Genomic DNA, 23,425 nt, shown 5'->3' with positions numbered 1-23,425 from the left:
ATGTCGGTGGAGCGGGGACTCGATCACGCTGTGCCGCCGGCTGCGCTGCCGCGCAAACTCGCCGAGATCCTTCGGCCTGAGCTGGCGAGCCTGTCCGCCGAGATCGTCGACGAAATCCGCGCGACGATTCCCGCCTACGCGCGCCCGCTCGACGGGCCGTACGGGAGATCGATCCGCGCGGGTGTCGAGTATGCGATCACGCTGTTCGTCGCGCAGATCGCTGACCCGCGAGCGTCGAAGGAGCAGTCGCACGAGGTGCATCATCGGCTCGGGCAGAACGAGATGCGGGAAGGACGGAGCCTCGACACCCTGCAGTCGGCCTATCGCGTGGGCGCGCGCGTGTCGTGGCGCCGGATCATGCGCGTCGGACGGAGGGCAGGTCTTTCTTCGGCAGTGATGTCGCAGCTGGCTGATGCCATGTTGGCGTTTATGGACGAATTGGCGTCTGTCGCGCTGGATGGCTACTTAGAGGCGAAAGCTCGCACTGCTGGCGCGTTGGACACTTGGCGGCGACGGCTGCTCGGCGTCTTGCTGGAGGTGCCGGCCGCGCCGCCGAAGGCGATTGCGGAACTGGCACAGCTCACCGGCTGGGCCGTGCCGGAACAGGCGTCGCCGATTGCCGTCCATTCGCCATTGAACGGCAGGGCTCGCCGGCACGCGACGTTGGACTCCGACATCCTGGCGGAACTGGACTCCGCCGAACCGTGCATCGTCGTCCCTGGTGTGGTCAACGGTGCGCGGCTGGCGACTCTCCAGGCCGCGCTGCCGAATTGTCGGTTGTCGGTTGGGCCGTGTGTTCCGCTGGCCAGCCTCGCCGATTCTCTGCGCTGGGCACGCCGCACACTGGTTCTCGCCGATAGGGGGCGAATCCCGGGCGAGCGGGTGCTCCGCGCGGAGGAACACCTCGCGGCGCTGCTGGTGCATTCGGATGGTGCGCTGACGGAACTCCTTCGTGCTCGGCTGTTCGCTCCCTTGACGGACATGACCGACAAGCAGCAGGATCGTTTGCTCGAAACGCTGCGCGCGTGGCTCGACAGTCAGGGGAACGTGGTCGAGATCGCCGAACGTCTGCAAGTCCATCCGCAGACGGTGCGGTACCGCATGCGCCAATTGCAGGCGACATTTGGCGAGTTGTTGCGCGATCCGGCTGCGAGGTTCGAGATGGAGCTGGTCTTGCGCGCGGCCGCGCCCGAGAACCTGCGGGCAGAACTGCTTTGGCCAGCACCGCTCAAGAGCGCGAGCGTGGTGCCGGCCAGTCGACGGCCCAGCTCGTACGAGGAGGCGAAAAGCCGCCGTTGACCAGCGGATCCCGGCTGTTGCCAAAAAATGGCGAAACGTCGGCGAGGGCATTTCGAAGCCGGGTTGACGTGCTTCGGACCCGCTGCGGCTAGGTTGGTGGAACGCGGATTGGCTGCGGTTGAGTCGGCAGCAGCTGGTTATATCGCTGGTTCGCCGACTGTGTGGTGGGCAGCGATCAGCCAGGTCGGGCGAGGGTATCGCTGGTTTGGCAGTCCGGCGTCGGCTGGGCGAGCGGTCGAACCGGCGGTTGTGCGAGGTGTTGTTTGTTGGCTGCGAGGATTCGCCGTTTTGCGGCCAAAGCCGGTCAGGTCATTGTGTGTAGCGGCGTTGGCTGAAGGCGGTGTTTGTCAGTTCGGCTGGGGAGACGGGGAGCCGGCTGTGGCGGGATGGTTCGTCGTGGAGCCGGGGGTGGGCGGGGTTGTTTCTGTCCCGGTATTGAGCGTCCGTCCGGTGTTTGGCGCGGTGCTCGGTTTGGGGGTCGATCCTGGCGGGGTCGGGGGTGGCGGGCATTGGGTGTGGTTCGGCTTGGTGCATTCACCGAAGTTCACGGCGACGACCTTGGCCTGGTTGATGTTCGTCGTGGTGGAGGCCATGCCGGTCAGCAGGGCGTTGAGCGGTTCGGCGACGCCGCAGTGGACGAACGGGGGCAACGTGAAACCGCGGTAGTCGGGGTCCGGCGCGTTCGGGTCGGTACCGACGGTGCCGCCTTGCAGTGCGTTGTACGGGCCGAAGAGGTTGAGGGAAATCGGCGAGGCGGAGACGCAGTCCGGACCGAGGTCAAGGGGGACGCCATTGACCGTGGCGTTGCTCATCCTGGCCATGACCTTGACGTGAGTGGTCAGGATGGTGTCGCCGGGCGGTGCGCTGAGCTGCGCGTTGAGCTCGATCAGCTTGGCGTTGTGGTAGTCGGCGGGGAGGAATTCGACCGTGGCGCTCACCGGCACGAAGCCGAAACCCAGGAAAGTCGCCGTGACCGGCTTGAAGCCGACGGATCCCGTGATCGTGCTCGGATCGTGCTGGATGCCGTTGTCGTCCAGCACAATCGTCCAGACTCCGTTGAGCAGGCCGGTCGGTTTGCTGGTGACGGTCGCGCCCACCCGGTAGATCGACGAATTGGCGACGATCTGCACCAGGTTCAGCGGCGTCACGATGGTGAACCCGCCGCTGTCCTGCGGGGCCGCTTCATCGCGCCGCGCGGCGGGCGGCGGAGTGTCCGGGTTGCCTGTGCTTGGCTTGGCAGGAGCCGGGGCGACGAGGATCGAGGCCAGCGTGGTCTTCTGGTTCGGGGCCAGGGTGCACCGGACTGGCGTAGTCTCGCTGGTGGCTTCGGGCACCGGTTTCAGGGCGATGGCCGGGGCACCGACGTCGAAGGTGACTTCGCCGGGGACGGTGATCGCCTGGTCAGGCAAGTCCGCGGTCGCAGTGAACTGGATGTCGCCGTTTTCCGGCAACGGCGTGGGGGCGATCGTGAACGGCGCGGGGATCGCGGTGCTTTTGTCGCCTTGATGGGCGGTCAGGTCGAGGGTCAAGCCGCCGCGGAGGCTGGTGGCGGGGGCCGGTGCCAGTTGGGTCGCGACGGTCCGGGGAAGCGTGAACGACGCGGTCAGGGAACGGAATTTGACCGCGGAGCCCACCGTCGCCGTCGCGGGCAGGGTGGCGGTCGTCTTGAGCGTGATCCGCTGAGGGCCGGCGGGGGCGGCGAACGGGCAGTCGAGGGCGACGTCCGCGGATGCTTGTTGTTCGCCGGACGAGGGCGGGGCGGCCGGGGGTGTCGCGTCGGTCGCGGCGGAGCTGATGCCGGTGAGGCCGCCGGTTCCGATCGACAGGACAGCGAGGATCGCGAGCGCGGTGAAGGTCGTGCGGCGGGCAGTCAGTCTGCGGAGTGCTGGCATTGAGACGCCCTCCTCGCCCGCCGGGAATCGTTCTAGGGCGAAGTTACCGGTGGGTTTACCAGGCGAGCAAGAGGGTCGGTCGCCGGGGTGGATTTCCCTTGGTGGAGAAGGGTTTTCTTATGCTCGCGGGCTAGTTCGGAGCGGTGTTTTCATCGGAATCTGACAAAGAATCCGCGCGTCCGCCGACGGCTGCGAGTATCGCCGGAAAAGTGCGGAGAAAGGGGCTGCGATGGCGACCGGATACAGACGGTGGGGCAGGGCCGCGGCACTCGTTGCCGCGGTCGTCGCGCTCGGGACGGGCGAGGTGACCGTGGCTGCGGCGAGTGAGCCGCAGTTGACGGCGGCGAACGGTGTCTACGCGTGGGGGGTGACGAACGCGATTCTCCGGACGCCGGCGACAGTGTCGTCCGGCGTGTCCGCGGTGTCGGCTGGGGGACTGGTCGCGCTGGCGCTCAAGAACGGCGCCGTGATCGCCTGGGGAGACAACAACTTCGGCGAGACTGAGGTGCCCGCGGACCTCGCGTCCGGGACGAGTCAGATCGCCGCCGGCTGGACGCACGGGCTCGGCCTCAAGGGCGGCAAGGTGTACGCGTGGGGGAACGACTGGTACGGCCAGACTGATCTTCCGGCAACGGTGTCCAGCGGCGTGACGGCGATTTCCGCCAGTTCGGTGCACAGCCTCGCGTTGCTGGGGAACGGCCAAGTCGTGAGCTGGGGCAGCCGGTCGGACGTGCCGGACTTCGCCCAGTCGGGCGTCACCGCGATCTCGGCGGGCGGGGACCACAATCTCGTGCTGAAGAACGGCGGCGTGCTCGCGTGGGGCAACAACACGTACGGCCAGGCAACGGTTCCGGCGGCGGCGCAATCCGGGGTGACGGCGATTTCGACCGGGTTCGAGCACAGTCTCGCGCTCAAAAACGGCGGCGTGCTCGCGTGGGGGCGCGACAATGTCGGCCAGACTGACGTGCCGCCGGCGGCGACGAGCGGGGTGGTCGCGATCGACGCGGGATGGAACCACAATCTCGCGTTCAAGGCGGACGGGTCCGTCGTCGGCTGGGGCAACAACACCTACGGCCAGGCGACCGTGCCTCGGCCGCCGATCTGCGGGCCGGTCGTCAGCGGGTCCGCGGGCGACGAGTTCAGCCTGGTGGTGACGGATCGGTCGATTCCCTGCCACTGAACCGACAACGGAGGGGCGGCACTCGGCCGCCCCTCCGCCGGAACGGGTCAGGAAATGGTGCCCGACGGGCTGAAGCTGGTGCCCGACGCGGCGGTGCACTGCATGGTCCAAGGAGTCCAGCTGCCGTCGGACGCCTTGTGGAACTCGAGTTGCGCCGACAGCGCCGTGTCGAGGCCGAACGTCACCGTGCCGGGGCTGGCGGGCGCGGTGTAGGTCGGGATCGACGACGTCGACGTCTGGGCGATGTTCACCGTGATCGGGCCGCCCGCCGGGTAAATCTGTTCCGGGATCTGCAGGCCGGAGGCGTCCGACGGGGAGAGCGAGCCGTTGTCGACGGTGATCGGGACGTCGGCGGTGCCGCGGATTCCGTCGTATCCCGCGGCGGTGAGCAGCGCGTGGACCAGCGCGGTGATGGTCGCGGTGCCGGACACGTTGGTCGGCGTGGTGGTGCCGTTGACGGGGATCGTGTCCGGGCCGTTGAACTGTGCGGTGACCGCCACGTTCTGGGCCGGAATGGCCGGGAACGTGCAGCTGTAGGTGGCTGGGCCGGCCTGGTAGGTCGCGGTGGCGGCCGAGGCCGTGCCGGCGGTCAGGACCGCGATCGCGCCTACCGCGACGCCGGTCATCACGCCCGTGGACAGTCTGCTGAGCCGGGGCATACCATTCTCCTTAGATCGGATTGCAGTTCTCGCGGCGATCCTGCGCAGTGGGGACGGAGGTTTCCGCGGATTCCGTTCCGGGACATTCGCCGGGAACGGGGATCGGCTCGGTAGGGAATCCCGGCCGCGAGCCCAAGGTTACCCGTGAGTTCAGTCGGCAACAACCCTGGTCCGTGCCTGTTTCGCGGGTTGGCCACTGGACCGATTCTTTTGTCAGCGGCAGCGTAAACAGTATCGCCGTTTCGTTCGCCGGTGACAATTTCGGGAAGTCCGGGTATGCGGAAACGGAGTGCCGGAACAGTTTCCGGCACTCCGTTTCCGTGTTGTCGATCAGTTCTTGGAGGTCAAAGTCAGGGAGATCGTGTTGTCCGGACCGGACACCAGTGCGCCCAGGGCAAGATCGGCGATGAAGCAGTTCTTGAAGTCTGGAATGGTGTAATTGCCGGTGAGGGTGATCGGCTTGGTGATGTCGACGTTCGCCGCGGCCAGGGTCAGGTCGATCGGCTTGACGGTCGTGCAGCTGCCGGGCACGGTCGGCACTGGGAAGACCGGCACGATCGGGCCCGCCCAGATGTCGCTGATCTCCATGTTCGCGGTCTCGTGGGTGGTGAGGGTGCCGTTCGCGAGGGTGCCGGTGGCGGGCGCGGTCGGGGTGACGGTGACCGTCGCCTTGATCTTGAAACCGCCCGCGAGCAGCGAAATGTGCGCGGTGGACGGCGGCAATTGCAGATTGGCGTTGAGACCGACTGCTCCGGTTTGATCGTCGACCAGGAGATTTCCGGCGAGAGTCCCGGGGCCGAGGTCGAGGGTGCTGCCGGTCTTCTTGACGACGGTGCTGCCCGTTACCGAGTAAGAGATCGGAATGGGTATTTCGGACGCCGACGCGGGAACGGCGGAGGCGAGGCTGACCGCGGCCGCGGCGGCCGCTGCGAGCACGCCGATTCGGGTGATCCGGGAAATGGGCATGACGGTACTCCTTCGGCGGTGAGGAAACAGAATTTCATCGGGGCGCGAGATCTGTGACGTACCAGTTTCCGTCAATGCGCTGCGCGGTGACGGACAGTTGTGCGGCGGCTGTCTCCGGAGTGGCATTCCCTCTCGTGGCGGACTGGTCCAGGAATACGAGCAACTGTGCGTGGTCATTCGTGAGTTGCTGCACGGAGGTGGCGGAGACGCGAGAGGCGAGGGTCAGGCGCTGGCCCGGGGCCATGGTGCGGACTTGGGCGAAGAGCTTTTCGTAGGAATCGCGGGCGTGGCCGCGAAGCAGGGTGGCTGCGGCGTTCTCGGTGACGTCGGTTTTGTCGTAGGTGTAGGAGAAGATCTTGTTGAGGGCGAGGCTGATGGCGGAGGTGACTTCGGCGGTGGCCGGTTGATCGGTCAGCGCGTGGTTCGAGGCGGCGGCGGACGCGTTGGTGGAGCGGGCTTCGACGATGCACCAGACGCCGGCGGCGGTGAGGAGAGCAGTCAAGGTCAGGAGGAGCGCGGGGAGGCGGCGGGTGCTGGCCGGGGTGGAGAGGACGGGATCTGCGTGAGGTGGGGAGGGAGTTGGCTCGGCGTCGGGCGGGTCGGCGGCTGAGGGCTGGGCGGGTTTGGGTTCGGAGAGGGGGGATTGGACGGGTTCGGCGGTGGGTGGTTGAGCTGGATTGGAGGTTGTTGCGGACTGTCGGGGAGTTGAGTCGGTGGGGTGCTGGGTGGGGTCCGCGGTGGTGGGCGGGTGAGCGGCTGTGCTGGCTGGGTGGGCAGCGTTGGCTTCTGCGGTGGTTTGCTGGCTGGCGGCGGAGATTGAGGTGAGGTCTGCGGCGCTTTGCTTGGCGGTGCCGGTTGGGGTGGGTGTCTCGGCGGCGGAGGTAGGGGTGAGATCCGCTGCGCTCGGCTGGGCGGTGCCGGTTGCTGCGGGTGTCTCGGCGGCCGAAGTTGGGGCGAGGTCCGCTGCGCTCGGCTGGGCAGCACTGGTTGCGACAGGTGCCTCGGCGGTACTGGCTGCCCGCAGTCGAGCGGCAGAGGTAGAGGCGGAGGCGGCAGAAGCAGAAGCGACAGAAGAGCGTTCGGATTCAGCCGCACCCGCTGAGGAATCAGCGGGCCGAGTGCGTGACCTCGACCAGTGCAGAGTGAGTTTCATGATCCGGCTACCCCCAACTGCTCCAGCGCGCTGAGTTTCCAGCCCGACGCTGTGCGGGTCAGGGTCGCGGCCAGGCGGGTCCGGCGGATGGGCTGGGCGGCGCCGTCCTTGGTCACCGTGATTTCCACTGACGCCAGGAGTTTCGCGGTACCGGCTTCGGCGTCCAAGTCGGCGAGCCCGGCGTCTAGGACGTGGCCGGTGGTCGCGGATCCCTCAGGTGGAACGTTGCCGGGCAGGGTTGCCTGGAGCGCGCCGGTCGTCGCGGCTTGCCAGCGGGCTAGATCCGGGTGTTGCGGGTCGAAGGTGGTGACGGTGGTGATCAAGGCGCGGCCGGCGGCGACGGCCTCGTCTCTCCTCGCGCCTGCGGTTGAGGTGGGGGCTGTCGCGGCGGCGTGCCACGACCAGGCTGACCAGGCGGCGAAAGCGGCGGCTGCGGTCAGGGCGATTCCGGCGGCCCACGTCAGGCGGGATTTGGCGGGCGAGGATGCGGTGGAGACGGCCGAACTGTCTGCGTCGACGGGTGGGGCCGAGGTTGCGGAGTCGTCGGTGGGGGCCGAAACATCAACCTCGGCAGAGGGCAGGGCGGCATCATCGGAAGAAGCGACTTCCGGCGACAAGCTCAGTTTCCCCGGCGCAGCCACAGCATCTCCTCCAGATCAGTCGACGTCGGAAGCCCCTCGGCAAGACCTCCGGCAGGGCCCCCGGGCTTGGCCGGTTCCGGCACTCCGGGATGCGGAGCGTTCTGCGAACCGCGCACGGAAGACGGATCTCCGGCGGGCAGGGTGCAGGCGGCGGAGGTGTTGAACGGGAGCACCGGCAGTTCCTTGCTGCTGCGGTACTTCGTGCTCTCGTAGCCCTTCCGGCAGGGCGGTGGGTCGAAGAACGTCAAGGCCAGCGACAACTTTCCGCCGTCGGGGGTAATGGCCGACGACGTCGCGGCGACGGTTTTCGGCAGCGTCACCAGCAACTGCTCCAGGCCGTCGGTTCGGGCGCTGAAGACGTCGGCCGTCGTGAGCAGGTTGGCCATCAGGATCGGCAGGCCTGGGCTGGTGTCCCGCAGCAAGCCCGTCACCTGGGAAGCGGCGGGCGGGGCAGTCGCGATCAACTTTCGCAGGTCGCCGTCCGAGGACGCCAGTTGCGAGGCGAACAGGCGGGCGTTTCGGCTGAAGTCTCGCCACGCTGTCGAGGAGGCGGCTTGGGTTTTCAGCACCGTCGAGCCGTCGTTGATGAGGTTTACTGTTTGCGGCAGGTGGGTGGAGGCGGAGTTCGTGAAGGATCTCGCGGTGTCCATCAGCAGTTGCAGGTCTGGGCCGCTGCCTTGCAACGCGTTGTCCAGTTCGTTGACCACCGTGCGCAGGTCTTCTGTCGGGACCGACGCGGTCAGGGAGTCCACATCGGACAGGAAGGTCTGCACGGGGAGCGGCAGAGCGGTCGCGCTGCGGGGGATTACGCTGCCGTCCTCCAGGAAAGGTCCCTGGTCCGTTGACGGCTGCAGGTCGACGTATTGCTCGCCCACCGCGGAACGGTTCGCGACGATTGCGCGGGAGTTCGCGGGGATCGGCGGGGCTGAGGTGTCCAGCAGCAGGTCCGCTTCCATGCCGCGGTCGGTCAGGCGCAGGGGGCCGATCCGGCCGACGGCCACGCCTCGGTAGGTGACCTCGCCGTTGGTGAAAATGCCGCCGCCTTCGGAAAGTTCCAGGCGGACGGTGTAGGTGCCGGCACCGAAAAGACGCGCGATTCCAGCGTATTTCGCGCCGACGAAGGAAGTCGCGGCTAAGGCGACGATCACGAAGGCGATGACCTGGATCCGGATCCGTCTGGTGAGCATCAATGGCCCCCGGAGGTGAGCGGCAGGGTCGGGAGGCCGGGCGGGACGCCTTGGCCAGGCGGAGGCAGCGGAACGCCGGGGCCGGGGACCATCGAGGCGTAGACGTTTACGTAGTCGCCCTTGATCGCGTCCAGCACGGGGTCGGTGAACGGGAACGAAGGGAGGATTTCCAACGCCTTGGGCAGGTTTTGCCCGGCATCGGCCAGACGGCGCAGGATGGGGGCGAGCGCGCGCAGGTCGGCAGCCAGGTCGTCGCGGCTTCTGTTCGTGACGTCGGTGGCCACTGTGGACAGTTGGTCTAGCGATTGCAGCATCGTCACCAGCTGCGGTCGCTGGTCGGTAAGGGTCTTCAAGCCGGGCGTCAGGTCGGTGAGGGCGTCGGCGATCTGCGAGTTGCGGTCGGCGAGCGTCGCGGAGAGGCGGTTGAGGCCGTCCAGGGCGGCGGTGATGTCGCGGCGGTGGGCGTCGAGGTTGGTCATCAGCTGGTTGACCCCGCCGAGGAAGCTGCGGATCTCCTCTTCGTTGCCGTCCATCGCCTTCGTCAGTTCGCGGTTGATCGTCTGCAGCTGACCGATTCCGCCGCCGTTGAGCAGCAGGGACAGTGCGCCGAAGATCTCCTCGAACTCAGGGTTGCGGTTGGTTCGCGACACCGGAATGACGGCTTTGTCGCCCAACTGCCCGGACGGGGACGCGACCGGCGCGGCCAGTTCGACGAACTTCTCGCCCAGCAGCGACGATTGCCGCAGTCGGGCGACGGCGTTCGCGGGCAGGTGGACGTCGCCGTTGACAGCCAGGACGGTTTCGGCGGTCCAGCCGTCGGAACCCAGCCGGATCGACTGGACGCGGCCGACGGGGACGTCGTCCACCTTCACCGCGGCCTGCGGGACCAGGTCCAGCACATCGGCGAACTGCACGGTGATCTCGTACGGATGCGCGCCGAGGTCCGCGCCGCCGGGCAGCGGGAGGTCGTAGACGCCCCGGAAGCCGCCGGGTGCGGCGCAGCCAGCGAGCGTGCTCACCGCCAGTGCGAGGAAAAGCCGTCGCGCCTTCATCGGCCGCCTCCCGTCACGGCCACGTCCGTTGCCGGCAGCGGCAGGTACTCAAGCAGGTTGGAGCGGCCCTGCAGACGTCCGGTGGCCGGATCGACCGCGTTCAGCACGTTCTGGGCGGCCAGCGGGGCGACGTCCAGCGCTTCGGCCAGCGAGGCGCGCTGGTCGACCAGGATCTGCGTCGTCTTGGCCAGTTTGTCTACATTGGACTTGACCGCAGCCCTGTTGTCCCGGATGAAACCCTGGACGGAGGCGAGTGCGCTGGCGAGCGAGCGCAGCGCGTCGGAGAGCTCGAAGCGGTTCGCGGCGAGCGTGTCGGACACCTTGGCCAGCTGCTGGTTCACGTCCGCGACTTGATGGTCGTTCGTGGCGAGCATGGTGGTGAACTTCTGCAGCTCGTCGACCGTTCCGAACAGGTCCGAGGAGTTGCCCGCCAGCGTGCGCGCGAGGCGGGCGAAGTCGCGGACGGAGGTGTTGAACGCCTTGCCGTTGCCGTCCAGGTTCGCCGCGCCTGTCCGCAGAAGATCCGACAGCGCGCCGTTGGAGTTCGCTCCGTTCGGGCCGAGCGCTTTGCTCAGCGTGTCCAGGCTCGAATACAGCTGGTCCAGCTCCACCGGCGTGCCCGTGCGGTCGGTGCCGATCACCGCGCCGTCGGCCAAGCGCGGGCCGCCGCGGGCGAGTTTGCCCAGCTGGACATAGCGGTCGGCGACCACGCTCGGCGCGATGACCAGCGCCGTGGTGTCGGCGGCGACCGGAATGTGCGGGTCTACCGACAAGTCGACACGGACCTGCTGGCCTTGCGGGAGAACCGCGGTGACCTCGCCGACCTTCACCCCGAGCACTCGGACGTCGGACCCGCTGTAGACACCGACGGCCCGCGAAAAGTAAGCCGTGACGCGGTATCGGCCGGATCCGGAGAACACCCACCACAGCACGCCGCAGACCACCAAGGCCATGACCAGCAGGAAGACGACGAAACGGTAGGTGCGCGCGGTCATTTCGCGCCTCCCTTCGGCGGGGTGCACGGATCGCGGTTCTCCGGGATGAGGCCGCACAGGTAGCTGTCGAGCCAGCGGCCGTTGCCCGCGGTGTTGTTCAGCACGCGGAAGTACGGTCCGGCGAGTTTGAGGCTCTGCATGAGATTCGCGTCCTGCCGTTGCAGCAGGTCGGTCACCTGGTCGAGCTGCTTGAGCGCCGGCGCGAGTTGCGCGGTGTTGTCCGAAACCAGGCCGGACAGCTGCTTCGCGAGCTGCTGGGTTCCGACGAGCAGCTGATGGATCGCCTCACGGCGGTGGTCCAGTTCGGTGAGCAGCAGGTCGCCGTCCTTGACGAGTTTCTCGAAGTCGTCGTTCGAGTTGGCGAGCGTGGTGGTCAGTTTGCGCGCGTTGGCCAGCAGTTCGGCGATCTCGTTGTCGCGCGACGAGACCGTTTTCGACAGCGCGCTCAGCCCGTCGAGCGCGGTGCGGACGTGTTGCGGCGAGTTGCGGAAGGTGTCGCTGATCGTGGAGAAGCTGGTCGCGAGCTGTTTCGTGTCGATCGCGCCCGCGGTGTCGGCAAGCCCGTTGAACGCGTCGGTCACGTCGTACGGGGTCACGGTGCGGTCGCGCGGGATGGGCTGGTCCGGGTTCTGTTCCGCGCGGCCGGACGGGTCGAGGGCGAGGAACTTGCGGCCTAGCAACGTTTTGATCTTGATCTGCGCCGACGTCCGGTCGCCGATCCAGGCGTCCTTGACCCGGAAGCTGACCAGCACGTGGTCGTCGTCCAGGTCCACCCGGGACACTTCGCCGACTTTGATCCCGGCGATCCGCACCTCGTCGTCCGCCTGCAGCCCGGCGGCCTCGCCGAATTCGGCCTGGTAGGTGGTGCCGCCGAGGAAGGGCAGGTTGTTGTAGTTCAGCGTGCCGGTGAGGATCGCGGCCAGCACGACGCTGCCGACGACCCCCAGCACGAGCGGATTGCGCTCCCGGAACGACTTCACGCGCCACACCTCGCCGCGGTCGCCGCCACTCCGCGCGGCGGCGAAGTTTCCAGGACGGCCTTGCACAAGTAGAAGTTCATCCACGAGCCGTACGAGCCGAGCGTGCCGATGCGGTCCAGCTTCTTCGGCAGCGTGGTCAGGGCCTTGTCCACGTCGGCTTCCCCCTTGTTCAGGTTCTGGGTCAGCACGTCGAGACCGGAGATGCTGTCCTTCAGCCCCGGCCGGATTTCGGTGAGCAGCCCGCTGGTGGACTGCGTCAGGTCGGCCAGGCCGGACACCGCGTCGCCGATCGCCGTGCGGTCCTCGGCGAGGCCGGACACGAGCTGGCGCAGGGTCGACACCAGCGTCGCGAGCGAATCCCCCTTGCCGTTCACGGTTTTCAGCACCGAGTTCAGGTTGCCGATCACCTCGCCGATCACACGGTCCCGGCTGGCGAGGGTGCTGGTGAGCGACCCGGTGTGCTGCAGCAGTTCGGTCACTGTGCCGCCTTCTCCTTGCAGCACTTGGACAATCTCTCCGGACAGGGCGTTGACGTCTTTGGGCGACAGAGCCTGGAAGAGCGGTTTGAAACCGTTGAACAGGTCGGTCAGGTCGAGTGCGGGGGTCGTGCGGTCGAGGGGGATTTCGCCGTCCGGCGGCAACACCCCGGCGGCGGCGCGGGGGCGTTCCAGCGCGAGGTAGCGCTGGCCGACCATGTTGCGGTACTTGATCACCGCGGTCACGTTGGCGGGCACCGTGCGGCCGTTCTCGAGCGAGAAGCTGACGTGCGCGCGGTTGTGGTCGGTCACGCCGAGGTCTTCGATCTGCCCGACCTTCACCCCGGAGATCCGCACGTCGTCGCCGACATTCAACGCGGTGGCATCGAGGAAAGTGGCTCCGTAACGCTGGCTCCCGCCGACTGAACCGCCGGTGATCGACAACGCGAGAATGACCGTCGCGAGGACCGTGACCAGGATGAAGATCAGGCTTTTGACCAGGGGAGCGGCAAGGTTTCTCACTTCGCCGTCACCTCCGTTCCGCGGTAGAGCGGGCCGACGAGCACGCTGCTCCACATCGGCACGTCAGCGGTCGACATGCCCAGCGACGGCGCGATCAGCGAGGACAGGAACTGTTGCTCCTGCGGGGAATTCGCGATGCCGAGGTCGCCGGTCGACGGTGTGGTCGCCGGAGTTCCGGCGCGCGGCACGACGCCGCTCGGGTAGCAGCGCGGGCCGGTCTTCTCGGTATAGGCGGGCGCGTCCTTGCCCGGCACGTATTTCCCGCGCGACTGCGACACGGTGACCTCGACGTGCAGGCCGGGTTCCTTCGACCCAGCGCCGAGGATCCGGTCCATCGACGGTTTCATGTCGGTGAGCGCCTGTAGAGTGCAAGGGAAGCTGGGGGAGTACTTAGCGCCGATTTCGAGCGGACGGCGGCTGTCCGCGGACAACGCGATGATGTTGTTCCGGTTCTGCCGCAGGAACGTCGTGAGGTCCTGCGACGACGTCGTGACCTGCTGATACAGCGAACCGAGGTCCGTGCGCTTCGCGTCGACCGTGCCGAGGGTGACCGACGAATCGGTGAGCGCGTCGAGCAGATCGGGTGCGATGTCGCCGTACATCTGGGTGACGGTGGCGAGGTCGCGCACGTTTCGGTCCAGCTGCGGCAGGTTCGGGTTGAACCGCCGCAGGTAGTCCGACGCGGTCGCCAACGTCTGGCCCAGTTGTGCGCCGCGGCCTTGCAACGCCGTCGACACCGCGGTCAGCGTGGTCGCGAGTTTCTGCGGCTGGACGGCCTTCAGCACCGGCAGCAGGTTGTCGAAGACCCGCTCCAGTTCGATCGCGTTCGCCGACCGGTCCTGCGAGATCACATCTCCGGCCTGCAGCGGCCGCTTCCGGCCAGTGTCCGGAATGGACAGTTGGACGTACCGTTCGCCGAAGAGGGTCTTGGGCACGAGCAACGCGGAAACGTTGACCGGCAGCCATTTCACCTGCTCCGGGTCCAGCGCGAGCGAGATCTCCGCGCCGCCGCGGATCGCGTGCACGCCCCGGATCTCGCCGACCACGACCCCGCGCGCCTTCACCTGCCCGCCCGCGCGCAGTTGGTTGCCGACACGGTCGGCCTGCAGCGTCACCGGGACCGTGGTGGCGAAGTCCTTGTTGTAGATCTTCACCGTGAGCAGCACGAACGCCGACAGCGCCGCCAGGAACAGCACCCCGGCGGTGCGGACTCGGGTCTTGTGCCAGCGCCGGTTCATCCGGCCACCTGGACGGTCGTCGTGGCGCCCCAGATGGCGAGGCTCAGGAAGAAGTCCAGGACGCTGATCGCGACGATCGCCGTCCGCACCGCCCGCCCGACCGCGACGCCGACGCCCGCCGGACCGCCGCTCGCGCGGAAGCCGTAATAGCAATGCGCGAGCACCACGACGACGCTGAAGATCAGCACCTTCCCGAACGACCACAGCACGTCGCCGGGCGGCAGGAACAGCAGGAAGTAATGGTCGTACGTCCCCGCCGATTGGCCGAAGCCCCACACCGTGACCTGCCGCGACGCGAGATACGACGACAACAGCCCCACCGCGTACAGCGGAATCACCGCGATGAATCCGGCGATCACCCGCGTGGTCACGAGATACGGCACGCTCGGGATGCCCATCACCTCGAGCGCGTCGATCTCCTCCGAGATCCGCATCGCGCCCAGTTGTGCGGTGAACCCGCAGCCGACCGTCGCCGACAACGCCAGCCCGGCCACCAGCGGCGCGATCTCGCGCGTGTTGAAGTACGCCGAAATGAACCCGGCGAACGCCGACGTGCCCACCTGGTTGAGCGCCGAATACCCTTGCAGCCCAACGACAGTCCCGGTCGCGACGGTCATCCCGACCATCACGCCGATCGTCCCGCCGATCACCGCCAGCGCGCCGCTGCCGAAGCTCACCTCGGCCAGCAGCCGGACGATCTCGCGCAGGTACCGGCGCACCGCGCGCGGCACCCAGCCGAGCGCGCGCAGGAAGAACAGGATCTGGTCGCCGAGAGTGTCGAGGAAGCCCAGCCTGCGGTCGATGGCTTCGAGCACGCGCGTCGGAGTCGGGGTGGCCATCAGCTTCCCTTCGGCGGCACGAGCTGGAGGTACACCGTGGTGAGGATCAGGTTCAGCACGAACAGCAGCAGGAACGTGATGACGACGGACTGGTTCACCGCGTCGCCCACGCCCTTCGGCCCGCCGCGCGGATTCAGCCCGCGATAGGACGCGACGACCGCGGCGACGAAGCCGAACAGCAACGCCTTGATCTCGCTGATCCACAGGTCGGGAAGCTGTGCCAGCGCGGAGAAACTCGCCAGGTACGCGCCCGGCGTGCCGCCCTGCATGATCACGTTGAAGAAGTAGCCGCCGAGCACGCCGACCACGCTGACCATGCCGTTGAGGAACACCGCCACGCCCATCGCGGCCAGCACGCGCGGCACGATCAGGCGCTGGATCGGCGAAACTCCGAGCACCTCCATCGCGTCGATTTCCTCGCGGATGGTGCGGGAGCCGAGGTCCGCGCACATCGCGCTGCCGCCCGCGCCCGCGATGAGCAGCGCGGTCACGATCGGGCTGGCCTGCTGGATGATCGCCAGCACGCTCGCCGCGCCGGTGAACGACTGCGCGCCGATCTGTGTGGTCAGCGACCCGATGTGCAGCGCGATCACCGCGCCGAACGGGATCGACACCAGCGCGGTCGGCAGGATCGACACGCTCGCGATGAACCAGAACTGCTGCACGAGTTCACGGAACTGGAACGGACGGCGGAACGTCAGCCGGACGACGTCGAGCCCCAGTGCGTAAAGCCGGCCGGTCTGGTGCAGTGCCGCGGCGCCGGGAAACGCCATCGCCCGACCTCCCAGCAATTTCCGGGCACGGCGGAATGCCCGTCGAACGCCCGTTCCGGTGCTGGTCCGAATGGAGGACCGGGTCGGAAGCGAAAGAGTCGGCGGGGTTACCGTGCGGTTTCGTTACTGGTCAGTACGCTAACGAGGGCCTTGCCCGCAGACAAGAACTTGCCCCGTCCTGCGGGGTCACGGCGTCGTAACCGCCGAATTCTTGTGCGGTTGTGACAACTGCCGGGAATGCGGTTGTCAGTGCCGGAAAATAAATACCGGTGCGGCGGTTTCCGGATATTTCAGCGAGCGAGCCAGCGGTGCAGCGAAGCCGTCAGCGCCTCGGGTGCGTCGAGCTGGATGAGGTGTCCGGCCGAACGGACCAATTCCAGTCCGGCGCCCGGGATCATCCCGGCGAGCCGGTGCGCGCGGTCGACCGGGATCCAGGTGTCGTCGGTGCCCCATACGACGAGTGTGGGCACGCTGATGTCGCGGTAGCGCGGCTCGATCTCGTCGGTGTACCGCTGATCGGCCTGCGCGATCTGCCGGTAGAAGGCCGCCTGTCCAGCCGAACCGAGCCACGGCGTGACCAGCATGTCGTGCGCTTCGGCGGACAACGGACGGTGGGCGGCACCGGCGATGTACTCCCGCACGAGCGCCTCGTGCAGGTTCGGCGGCAGCTGCGCGAACACGTCCGCGTTCTCGGCCACCAGGCGGAAGAACTCCGACCCCCACGGCGCCAGCGCGACGACGTCCACCAGCGCCAGCGACCGATAAGCCGCGCCGTGCAACAGAAAAGCGCGCAGACTGACCGCGCCGCCGTAATCGTGCGCCACGACGTCCGGCTCTTCGAGACCCCAATGGTCCAGCAGCGCGGCGAACGTCTCGCCCTGCGCGGCAAGTGAGACGTCCTGGCCTTCAGCCATCGTGGAACTGCCGTAACCCGGCATGTCCCACAGGTACACGGTGAAGTCCTGCGCGAACGTCGAGGCGATCGGCTCCCACAGCTTCGAGGACCACGGCGTCCCGTGACAGAACACGAGCGGCGGCCCCGCGCCTTGCCGGGACCACCGCACCCGCTGCCCGCGCCAGTCGAAGACCTCCATCAACGCTTCAGGTCCGCGACGATCTCGTACGAACGCACGCGGTCTTCATGGCCGTGCACCATCGTGGTGATCATCAGCTCGTTGGCGTCGGTGTCGGCCAGCAGCTGGTCCAGTCCCTTCCGGACACTCTCCGGCCCGCCGACGATGCTCGACCCGAACCGCTCGGCGAGGAACGCGCGGTCCATCTCGGTGTACGGGTACTCGGCGGCGTCCTCCGGCGTCGGCAGCGCGATGGGGCGGCCGCGGCGGAGGCTCAGGAAGGTCAGCCCGCTCGGCCCGGCCAGGTACTCCGCGCGCTCGTCGGTCTCGGCGGCGATCACCTGCACGCCCAGCATCACGTACGGCTCGGAAAGCACCTCGGACGGACGGAAGTTCTCGCGGTACAGGCGCACCGCCGGAATCGTGTTCTCGGCGGCGAAGTGATGGGCGAAGGAGAACGGCAGCCCCAGCCGTCCGGCCAGCTGCGCGCTGAAGCCGGACGAGCCGAGCAGCCACACCGGCGGCTTGTTGCCCTCGGCGGTGATCGCGTTGACGCCGCGCGCCGCGTCCGGCTCGAAGTAGGAGATGAGTTCCATCAGGTGCTCGGGGAAGTTCTCCGCGGACAGCCCGCCCGGCCCGCGCAGCGCGAGCGCGGTGCGCTGGTCGGTGCCCGGCGCGCGGCCGATGCCGAGGTCGATCCGGCCCGGGTGGAACGCCTCCAGCGTGCCGAACTGCTCGGCCACCACGAGCGGCGCGTGGTTCGGCAGCATGATCCCGCCGGAGCCGACGCGGATGCTCTCGGTGGCGTCCGCGACGTGCCCGATCAGCACCGCCGTGGCCGAGCTGGCGATGCCGGGCATGTTGTGGTGCTCGGCGAGCCAGTACCGGTGATAGCCCAGCCGCTCGGCGTTGCGGGCGAGATCGAGCGTGTTGCGCAGCGCCTCGCCGACCCCCTTCCCTTCGGAAACGGGGGAGAGGTCGAGCACGGACAGCGGCACGTCAGGCAGGGAGGTCACGTACAGCCGCAACGCGCGCGGCCGCGATTCCCTTCCCGCCTCACGCGTGCGGCAGCCAGTCCGGGTTCGAGGCGAGCACGATCAGCTGCTGCGTCGCCCGGGTGAGCGCGACGTACAGCACGCGCCGCCCAGTCGAGGACTCGGTGACCAGGTCCATCGGCTCGACCAGCACGACCGCGTCGTATTCGAGGCCCTTCGAATCGAGACTGCCGACGACCTTGAGCCGCTCGTCGGTCTGCCCGGCGAGCCAGCCTTCGACCTCTTCGACCCGGTCCATGGCGGTGATCACACCGACCGTGCCCTCGACCGCGCCGAGCAGTTCCTTCGCCGCGGACTGCGTCGCGGTGGCCAAAGCCGCCTGGTCGACCGGCCGGACTTCCGGCTCGATCCCGGTGGTGCGCACGGCCTTGGGCAGCTCGTCGGCCTGCGCGTGGCCGGCCACGACCTTCGCCGCCAGGTCGAAGATCTCCGCCGAGTTCCGGTAGTTCGTGCGCAGCGTGAAGCGCCGCCGCGTGGTCTTCACGCCGAACGCCTGGTCGCGCGCCTGCGCCGCCTCGTCCGGATCCGGCCACGAACTCTGCACCGGGTCGCCCACGACGGTCCAGCTCGCGTACTTGCCGCGCCGGCCGACCATCCGCCACTGCATCGGCGAAAGGTCCTGCGATTCGTCGACGACCACGTGCGAGTACTCGTCGTAGTGCTCCGGGCGGTGCGGCGCGCCCCCGGAACTGCCGCGCTCCGGGGCCACCTCGACCACGGTCTGGCGACGGCGGCGCTTCGGTTCCGGCCCGACCAGCACGCGCAGCTCGTCCAGCAGCGCGACGTCGGCCACCGACCAGCCGCGCGAACGGTCCGCGAAATCGGCCGCCAGCAGGCTGATCTCGTTCCGGTTCAGAATGCCCTTCGACGCCGCGGCGAGCCGCTTCTCGGCACCGAGCCACTTGAGCACCTGCGCCGGGTACAGCGTCGGCCACCACACCACGAGGAAACGGTGGAAGTCGATGCGCTCGCCGAGATCGTTGATCAGCTCCGCGCGGTCGATCTCCTTGCCGTCCGCCTTCGCGTACTCCTCAGCCTTGTCCGCGAGCGCGCCCAGAAGCAGCTCTGCCACGCGTACGCGCGACCGGTTCGGCGGCGCGCCCTGCGTGTGCGCCTTGCGCCGTACCTTCTCCAGCTCGCGCGCGGTGAGCTTCAGGACTTCGCCGCGGTACACGATCTTCAGCTCTGTCGGCGCTTCGGGCGGGGTGTCGCGCAACGCGCGCAGAAGCACCTTTCGGATCCGCAGCGAACCCTTGATCGCGGCCAGCGCGGCCGTGTCCTGTCGAGTCGCTTCGAGACCGTCGAGCACTTCGCCGAGCGCGCGCAGCTCTACGTTCGTTTCGCCCATCGACGGCAACACGCGCGAGATGTACGTGGTGAAGACGCCCGAAGGGCCGATCACCAGCACGCCCGCGCCGCCGAGCTGACGGCGGTGCCGGTACAGCAGGTACGCCGCGCGGTGCAGTGCGACCGCCGTCTTGCCGGTGCCCGGGCCTCCGGTGATCTCGGTGACCCCGCGCCACGGCGCGCGGATGACCTCGTCCTGTTCCTTTTGGATCGTGGCGACGATGTCGCGCATCTTCTCGCCGCGCGAGCGGCCGAGCGCGGCCATCAGCGCGCCCTCGCCGACGATCTGCATGTCCTCGGGCACGGCGTCGGCGATCAGCACGTCGTCGTCCACGTCCAGCACCGTCTGGCCGGAGCAGCGGATGACGCGGCGGCGCACGACGTCCATCGGCTCTTCAGCGGTGGCCTGGTAGAACGCGGCGGCGGCGGGCGCTCGCCAGTCGGTGACCAGGTTGTCGAACTCGGTGTCGCGGATGCCGAGGCGGCCCACGTAGATGTGCTCGCGGTCGAGGTGGTCGAGCCTGCCGAAGACCAGGCCCTCGTACTCGGCGTCGAGCGTCTGCAGGGTCTGGTTCGCGTGGTAGACCATCATGTCGCGTTCGAACAGCATCGACGCCTGCTCGAAGATCGCTTCGCGCTGGGCGCCTTGGCCGAGCTCGTAGCCCTTGGCCCGCATCGCCTCGGCCTGGGTCCGCAGCTCGGCGAGCCGCGTGTAGACCCGGTCGACGTGTGCCTGCTCGACGGCGATCTCAGCCCGTCTCACCCGGGGTTCCGACACGCAACGCTCCCTTGAACACCATGACTTCGCCTCTGGAGGGCGAAGAACGACTCTACGCGCCCGCGCGCGCGGGCTCGGCAAGTCCTGCCCAACGCCACATCGCGACCTTGGGCGAAGATGGCCGGGTGACGAGGATCGTGGCGGGGAAGGCGGGCGGACGGCGGCTGAAGGTGCCGCCCAAGGGCACCCGCCCGACGTCGGAGCGGGTGCGGGAAGCGCTGTTCAACGCCCTCGAAGTGGCCGGTGAGCTGGACGGTGCCCGCGTGCTCGACCTCTACGCTGGCTCAGGCGCGCTCGGTCTCGAAGCGCTCTCGCGGGGTGCTGCGGAGGCGTGGTTCGTTGAGGCCGACCGTCGGGCGGTAGAGGTGCTTCGCGGCAACGTCGCCGAATTGCGGCTAGGCGGGACGGTGCGCGCGGGCCAGGTCGAGACTGTCGTCGCTGCTCCTGCGTCGGGGCAGTTCGATGTGGTGCTCGCAGACCCGCCGTACGCGGTTGACGCTGCTTCGCTGGGCACTGTGCTCGCTTCGCTGCACAGTGGTGGCTGGCTCGCGGACGGCGCGTTGACGGTGATTGAACGGGCTGCGCGCGACGGCGCTCCAGACTGGCCGTCGACGTTCAAGCCGCTTCGCGACAAGCGCTATGGAGACACGGCGTTGTATTGGGCTGAGTACGACAGCTCATCTGAGGTGTGACGCAGTCGTCACGAGTGCGCGCGCGACCGCGTGGCTTGATAGCGTCCGCGCCATGCGGCGTGCGGTCTGTCCCGGTTCTTACGATCCGGCCACCAACGGACATCTCGACATCATCGAGCGTGCTTCGGCGCTCTTCGACGAGGTTGTCGTCGCGGTGGGGGTGAACAAGAGCAAGAAGGGCCTCTTCAGCGTCGAGGAACGCATGGAGATCCTGCGCGAGATCACCGCGAAGCTGCCGAACGTACGCGTCGATTCGTGGCAGGGCCTGCTCGTGGACTACTGCCGCGACAACGACATCGCCGCGGTCGCGAAGGGCCTTCGCTCGGTCAGCGACTTCGACTACGAGCTGCAGATGGCCCAGATGAACCGCGAGCTCACCGGCCTCGAAACGCTGCTGATGGCCAACAACCCGGCGTACGGCTTCGTGTCCAGCTCGCTGGTCAAGGAGATCGCGGCGCTCGGCGGCGACATCGAGAACCTGGTGCCGCCGGTGGTGTACGAACGCCTCGTCGCGGTCTACGCCAAACAGGACTGAGCAGCTCGGGACTGAGCACCGGGGGACTGAGCACCGCCTCCGGCCGAAACGCCAGCCCGGCGGCCGATTTAGCCTGAACGGATTACAGCCTTCGTCGGGACTTCGGCTGCGGCCTGAAGCTGTTCACCTCACGTCATTCTGCGGACTACCCGACCGGGTTACCGTCCGAAAATGACCAACAACCGCAGCCGCATAGTCGGTGTCCTTTTCGCACTGCTGGTCGGTTTCCTGGGGTTCGGCACGGCCGCGGAGGCCGTTCCGATGTCCCCGGCGGCGCCGGCGTCCGTGCAGCCGAAGCAGAACTCCTGTGGGGATCTGTCCGGGTTCACGCACGTCAAGCTGTCCGCGCTGCCCGCGCAGGCGACTGACACCTACAAGCTCATCCAGACGAACGGCCCGTTCCCGTACCCGAAGAACGACGGCGTCGTGTTCACCAACCGCGAGGGGATCCTGCCCTCCTGCGCGTCGAGCTACTACCACGAGTACACCGTGCCCACGCCCGGTTCGAGCAACCGCGGCACCCGCCGGATCGTGACCGGCCAGGGCGGCGAGTACTTCTACACCGGCGACCACTACCAGTCCTTCCAGGTCATCGACATCGACGGCGGCAGCACGCCCGCCAAGTGCGGCGACCTGTCGAAGCTGAGCCCGGTCGGCTACTCGACGCTGTCGGACGAGGCCAAGAAGGTCGTCGACGGCGTGCGCGCGGGCACCCTCAGCGACGGCACGACCTACCAGAACCGCGAGGGCGTCCTGCCCGCGTGCGACGCCGGCTACTACACGCTGTACGACGTCGGCTCGGAGGACCGGGTGATCTCCGGCGACGGCGGCGAACTCGTCTACACGCCGGACCACTACGCCACCTTCCAGAAGATCGATCTGAACGGCTGATCGCGGCGCGGCGGGGCGGTCTCACCGGCGGGTGAGGCCGCCCCTTCCCCTGCGTGCCAGGACACGCCCGGTCGGGTGCTCGTTCACCGGTTCAGGCTGCGAAGCGGGCAGACTGGAAGCCAGTGATCGGGGAAACTGCTTGAGGGAGTGGCCGTGTACCGGGTTTTCGAGGCACTCGACGAGCTCGTCACGATCGTCGAAGAGGCCCGTGGGGTTCCCATGACGTCCAGCTGCGTGGTGCCCCGCGGCGACGTCCTCGAGCTGCTCGACGACGTCCGCGACGCGCTTCCCGGCGAAGTGGACGACGCGCAGGACGTGCTCGACAAACGCGACGATCTGCTGCTGGCCGCGCGCAAGGAGGCGGGGGAGACCGTCGCCGGCGCGAACGAGGAAGCCGAGCGGACGGTGTCGGACGCCACGTCCGAGGCCGAACGCATCCTCGCCGACGCGCGCGCCCGCGCGGAGCAGATGCTGGGCGACGCGCACAACGAGGCCGAGCGCATGGTCGCGGGCGGGCAGGCCGAGTACCAGAACCTCACCGAACGGTCCCGCGCCGAATCCGAGCGGATGATCCAGGCCGGCCGCGACGCCTACGACCGCGCGATCGAGGACGCCCGCGCCGAACAGGGCCGGCTCGTCTCGCAGACCGAGGTCGTGCAGGCCGCGCACGCCGAATCCGCGCGCATCGTCGACGAGGCGCACGCCGAGGCCGACCGTCAGCGCGCCGACTGCGACGCGTACGTGGACGGCAAGCTGGCCGAATTCTCCGAACTGCTGGCCACCACGCTGCGCACCGTCGATTCGGGCCGCAACCACCTGCGCTCGCCCTCGACCGGCCACGGCGGCGGCCGCTCGACGCTGTACGACTACCAGGTCTGACCAGGCTCCTCGCGGGTGTTCCGGCCGGTGAGGACGGATGCCGAGGCTCTCGGCGGGCGAGCGCCCCAATGAGGTTTTCTCAGCGGTGCGGTGTGTGGCGGGTTCGCGTTGTAGCGGTGGCTGGCCAGGGTATGCGGAGCACTGCCTGGGGCCAGCCTGGTCGCGTGGCTCCATTCCTGGCGAAAGTCCGTGAGGGGAACCCTGAGGGACTCTGAGTCCGTCAGGGTTCCCCTCACGGACCTCGGCATCACGCGTCAGGTCAGTCGCGCGACGCGAGAACCCCGCGTAAACCGGGGTCTCCCCGCAAGGCTGCGCGGTGGCAT

The 23,425-nt window shown here is 68.1% G+C and carries 22 protein-coding genes; 6 read left to right on the top strand and 16 right to left on the bottom strand.

The window, feature by feature from the left end; all coding sequences use genetic code 11:
- Complete coding sequence (locus ACFXI3_RS04905; RefSeq protein WP_378398119.1) at positions 1-1,299, top strand: PucR family transcriptional regulator; 1,299 nt, start codon at positions 1-3, stop codon at positions 1,297-1,299.
- Between the two features lie 347 nt (positions 1,300-1,646).
- On the opposite strand, the gene ACFXI3_RS04900 is transcribed toward ACFXI3_RS04905, so the two are convergent.
- On the bottom strand, positions 1,647-3,191 hold the full coding sequence (locus ACFXI3_RS04900; protein WP_378398117.1) for a DUF6801 domain-containing protein: 1,545 nt from the start codon (positions 3,189-3,191) through the stop codon (positions 1,647-1,649).
- Positions 3,192-3,420: 229 nt separating this feature from the next.
- Between ACFXI3_RS04900 and ACFXI3_RS04895 the strand changes: the two genes are divergently transcribed.
- Positions 3,421-4,371 carry an RCC1 domain-containing protein gene (locus ACFXI3_RS04895; protein WP_378398115.1) on the top strand — a complete coding sequence of 317 codons (951 nt, stop codon included), beginning with the start codon at positions 3,421-3,423 and terminating at the stop codon, positions 4,369-4,371.
- A 47-nt stretch (positions 4,372-4,418) separates the two neighbouring features.
- Here ACFXI3_RS04895 and ACFXI3_RS04890 read toward each other — a convergent pair whose 3' ends face one another.
- The 15 genes from ACFXI3_RS04890 to ACFXI3_RS04820 all read right to left on the bottom strand — a co-directional run bounded on the left by ACFXI3_RS04890 (position 4,419) and on the right by ACFXI3_RS04820 (position 20,105).
- Positions 4,419-5,030, bottom strand: coding sequence for a DUF6801 domain-containing protein (locus ACFXI3_RS04890; protein WP_344285778.1), 612 nt, complete (start codon positions 5,028-5,030; stop codon positions 4,419-4,421).
- Positions 5,031-5,360: 330 nt separating this feature from the next.
- Complete coding sequence (locus ACFXI3_RS04885; protein WP_378398113.1) at positions 5,361-5,996, bottom strand: hypothetical protein; 636 nt, start codon at positions 5,994-5,996, stop codon at positions 5,361-5,363.
- A gap of 34 nt (positions 5,997-6,030) precedes the next feature.
- A complete protein-coding gene (locus tag ACFXI3_RS04880) occupies positions 6,031-6,498 on the bottom strand; it encodes a hypothetical protein (RefSeq protein ID WP_378398112.1) in 468 nt (155 codons plus the stop codon).
- A 647-nt stretch (positions 6,499-7,145) separates the two neighbouring features.
- Positions 7,146-7,790, bottom strand: a complete 645-nt coding sequence (locus tag ACFXI3_RS04875) for a hypothetical protein (RefSeq protein WP_378398110.1) — start codon at positions 7,788-7,790, stop codon at positions 7,146-7,148.
- The gene (locus ACFXI3_RS04870) at positions 7,769-8,977 is read right to left on the bottom strand and encodes an MCE family protein (RefSeq protein WP_378398109.1); all 1,209 of its coding nucleotides are present in this window, start codon (positions 8,975-8,977) and stop codon (positions 7,769-7,771) included. The genes ACFXI3_RS04875 and ACFXI3_RS04870 overlap by 22 nt, the downstream gene beginning before the upstream one ends.
- Complete coding sequence (locus ACFXI3_RS04865) at positions 8,977-10,029, bottom strand: MCE family protein (RefSeq protein ID WP_344285792.1); 1,053 nt, start codon at positions 10,027-10,029, stop codon at positions 8,977-8,979. The genes ACFXI3_RS04870 and ACFXI3_RS04865 overlap by 1 nt, the downstream gene beginning before the upstream one ends.
- Positions 10,026-11,024 carry an MCE family protein gene (locus ACFXI3_RS04860; protein ID WP_378398108.1) on the bottom strand — a complete coding sequence of 333 codons (999 nt, stop codon included), beginning with the start codon at positions 11,022-11,024 and terminating at the stop codon, positions 10,026-10,028. Before ACFXI3_RS04860 ends, ACFXI3_RS04865 begins: the two co-directional genes overlap by 4 nt.
- A complete protein-coding gene (locus ACFXI3_RS04855; protein WP_378398107.1) occupies positions 11,021-12,004 on the bottom strand; it encodes an MCE family protein in 984 nt (327 codons plus the stop codon). The genes ACFXI3_RS04860 and ACFXI3_RS04855 overlap by 4 nt, the downstream gene beginning before the upstream one ends.
- Complete coding sequence (locus ACFXI3_RS04850) at positions 12,001-13,002, bottom strand: MCE family protein (RefSeq protein WP_378398106.1); 1,002 nt, start codon at positions 13,000-13,002, stop codon at positions 12,001-12,003. The genes ACFXI3_RS04855 and ACFXI3_RS04850 overlap by 4 nt, the downstream gene beginning before the upstream one ends.
- Positions 12,999-14,240, bottom strand: coding sequence for an MCE family protein (locus ACFXI3_RS04845; protein ID WP_378398104.1), 1,242 nt, complete (start codon positions 14,238-14,240; stop codon positions 12,999-13,001). Before ACFXI3_RS04845 ends, ACFXI3_RS04850 begins: the two co-directional genes overlap by 4 nt.
- Positions 14,237-15,079 carry an ABC transporter permease gene (locus ACFXI3_RS04840; protein WP_037712855.1) on the bottom strand — a complete coding sequence of 281 codons (843 nt, stop codon included), beginning with the start codon at positions 15,077-15,079 and terminating at the stop codon, positions 14,237-14,239. The genes ACFXI3_RS04845 and ACFXI3_RS04840 overlap by 4 nt, the downstream gene beginning before the upstream one ends.
- Positions 15,079-15,852, bottom strand: coding sequence for an ABC transporter permease (locus tag ACFXI3_RS04835; protein WP_009074192.1), 774 nt, complete (start codon positions 15,850-15,852; stop codon positions 15,079-15,081). The genes ACFXI3_RS04840 and ACFXI3_RS04835 overlap by 1 nt, the downstream gene beginning before the upstream one ends.
- A 290-nt stretch (positions 15,853-16,142) precedes the next feature.
- The gene (locus ACFXI3_RS04830; RefSeq protein WP_378398103.1) at positions 16,143-16,946 is read right to left on the bottom strand and encodes an alpha/beta fold hydrolase; all 804 of its coding nucleotides are present in this window, start codon (positions 16,944-16,946) and stop codon (positions 16,143-16,145) included.
- Positions 16,946-17,941: an LLM class flavin-dependent oxidoreductase gene (locus ACFXI3_RS04825; RefSeq protein ID WP_344285816.1), complete on the bottom strand. Its 996-nt coding sequence runs from the start codon at positions 17,939-17,941 to the stop codon at positions 16,946-16,948. Before ACFXI3_RS04825 ends, ACFXI3_RS04830 begins: the two co-directional genes overlap by 1 nt.
- A 40-nt stretch (positions 17,942-17,981) precedes the next feature.
- On the bottom strand, positions 17,982-20,105 hold the full coding sequence (locus tag ACFXI3_RS04820; protein WP_344285819.1) for an AAA family ATPase: 2,124 nt from the start codon (positions 20,103-20,105) through the stop codon (positions 17,982-17,984).
- A 125-nt stretch (positions 20,106-20,230) separates the two neighbouring features.
- Between ACFXI3_RS04820 and rsmD the strand changes: the two genes are divergently transcribed.
- The 4 genes from rsmD to ACFXI3_RS04800 all read left to right on the top strand — a co-directional run bounded on the left by rsmD (position 20,231) and on the right by ACFXI3_RS04800 (position 23,102).
- On the top strand, positions 20,231-20,797 hold the full coding sequence (gene rsmD / locus ACFXI3_RS04815; protein WP_378398101.1) for a 16S rRNA (guanine(966)-N(2))-methyltransferase RsmD: 567 nt from the start codon (positions 20,231-20,233) through the stop codon (positions 20,795-20,797).
- Between the two features lie 52 nt (positions 20,798-20,849).
- Positions 20,850-21,332, top strand: a complete 483-nt coding sequence (gene coaD, locus ACFXI3_RS04810; protein ID WP_344285825.1) for a pantetheine-phosphate adenylyltransferase — start codon at positions 20,850-20,852, stop codon at positions 21,330-21,332.
- A gap of 171 nt (positions 21,333-21,503) precedes the next feature.
- Positions 21,504-22,223 (top strand): ribonuclease domain-containing protein, encoded by a 720-nt coding sequence (locus ACFXI3_RS04805; protein ID WP_344285827.1) that lies wholly within the window; start codon positions 21,504-21,506, stop codon positions 22,221-22,223.
- 153 nt (positions 22,224-22,376) lie between these two features.
- Complete coding sequence (locus tag ACFXI3_RS04800) at positions 22,377-23,102, top strand: DivIVA domain-containing protein (RefSeq protein ID WP_378398099.1); 726 nt, start codon at positions 22,377-22,379, stop codon at positions 23,100-23,102.
- The last annotated feature ends 323 nt before the right edge of the window (positions 23,103-23,425 follow it).

Origin of the sequence: Amycolatopsis sp. NPDC059235 (assembly GCF_042754125.1) — a bacterium.
Taxonomy (GTDB): domain Bacteria; phylum Actinomycetota; class Actinomycetes; order Mycobacteriales; family Pseudonocardiaceae; genus Amycolatopsis; species Amycolatopsis albidoflava.
The sequence above is the reverse complement of the archived record's forward strand: the minus strand, read 5'-3'. Positions and strand labels throughout refer to the sequence as shown.

Coding starts and splice junctions, on each gene's coding strand:
- ACFXI3_RS04905 (WP_378398119.1), top strand. CDS start 1: ATGTCGGTGGAGCGGGGACTCGATCACGCTGTGCCGCCGGCTGCGCTG.
- ACFXI3_RS04900 (WP_378398117.1), bottom strand. CDS start 3,191: ATGCCAGCACTCCGCAGACTGACTGCCCGCCGCACGACCTTCACCGCG.
- ACFXI3_RS04895 (WP_378398115.1), top strand. CDS start 3,421: ATGGCGACCGGATACAGACGGTGGGGCAGGGCCGCGGCACTCGTTGCC.
- ACFXI3_RS04890 (WP_344285778.1), bottom strand. CDS start 5,030: ATGCCCCGGCTCAGCAGACTGTCCACGGGCGTGATGACCGGCGTCGCG.
- ACFXI3_RS04885 (WP_378398113.1), bottom strand. CDS start 5,996: ATGCCCATTTCCCGGATCACCCGAATCGGCGTGCTCGCAGCGGCCGCC.
- ACFXI3_RS04870 (WP_378398109.1), bottom strand. CDS start 8,977: ATGCTCACCAGACGGATCCGGATCCAGGTCATCGCCTTCGTGATCGTC.
- ACFXI3_RS04865 (WP_344285792.1), bottom strand. CDS start 10,029: ATGAAGGCGCGACGGCTTTTCCTCGCACTGGCGGTGAGCACGCTCGCT.
- ACFXI3_RS04860 (WP_378398108.1), bottom strand. CDS start 11,024: ATGACCGCGCGCACCTACCGTTTCGTCGTCTTCCTGCTGGTCATGGCC.
- ACFXI3_RS04845 (WP_378398104.1), bottom strand. CDS start 14,240: ATGAACCGGCGCTGGCACAAGACCCGAGTCCGCACCGCCGGGGTGCTG.
- ACFXI3_RS04840 (WP_037712855.1), bottom strand. CDS start 15,079: ATGGCCACCCCGACTCCGACGCGCGTGCTCGAAGCCATCGACCGCAGG.
- ACFXI3_RS04835 (WP_009074192.1), bottom strand. CDS start 15,852: ATGGCGTTTCCCGGCGCCGCGGCACTGCACCAGACCGGCCGGCTTTAC.
- ACFXI3_RS04830 (WP_378398103.1), bottom strand. CDS start 16,946: ATGGAGGTCTTCGACTGGCGCGGGCAGCGGGTGCGGTGGTCCCGGCAA.
- coaD (WP_344285825.1), top strand. CDS start 20,850: ATGCGGCGTGCGGTCTGTCCCGGTTCTTACGATCCGGCCACCAACGGA.
- ACFXI3_RS04805 (WP_344285827.1), top strand. CDS start 21,504: ATGACCAACAACCGCAGCCGCATAGTCGGTGTCCTTTTCGCACTGCTG.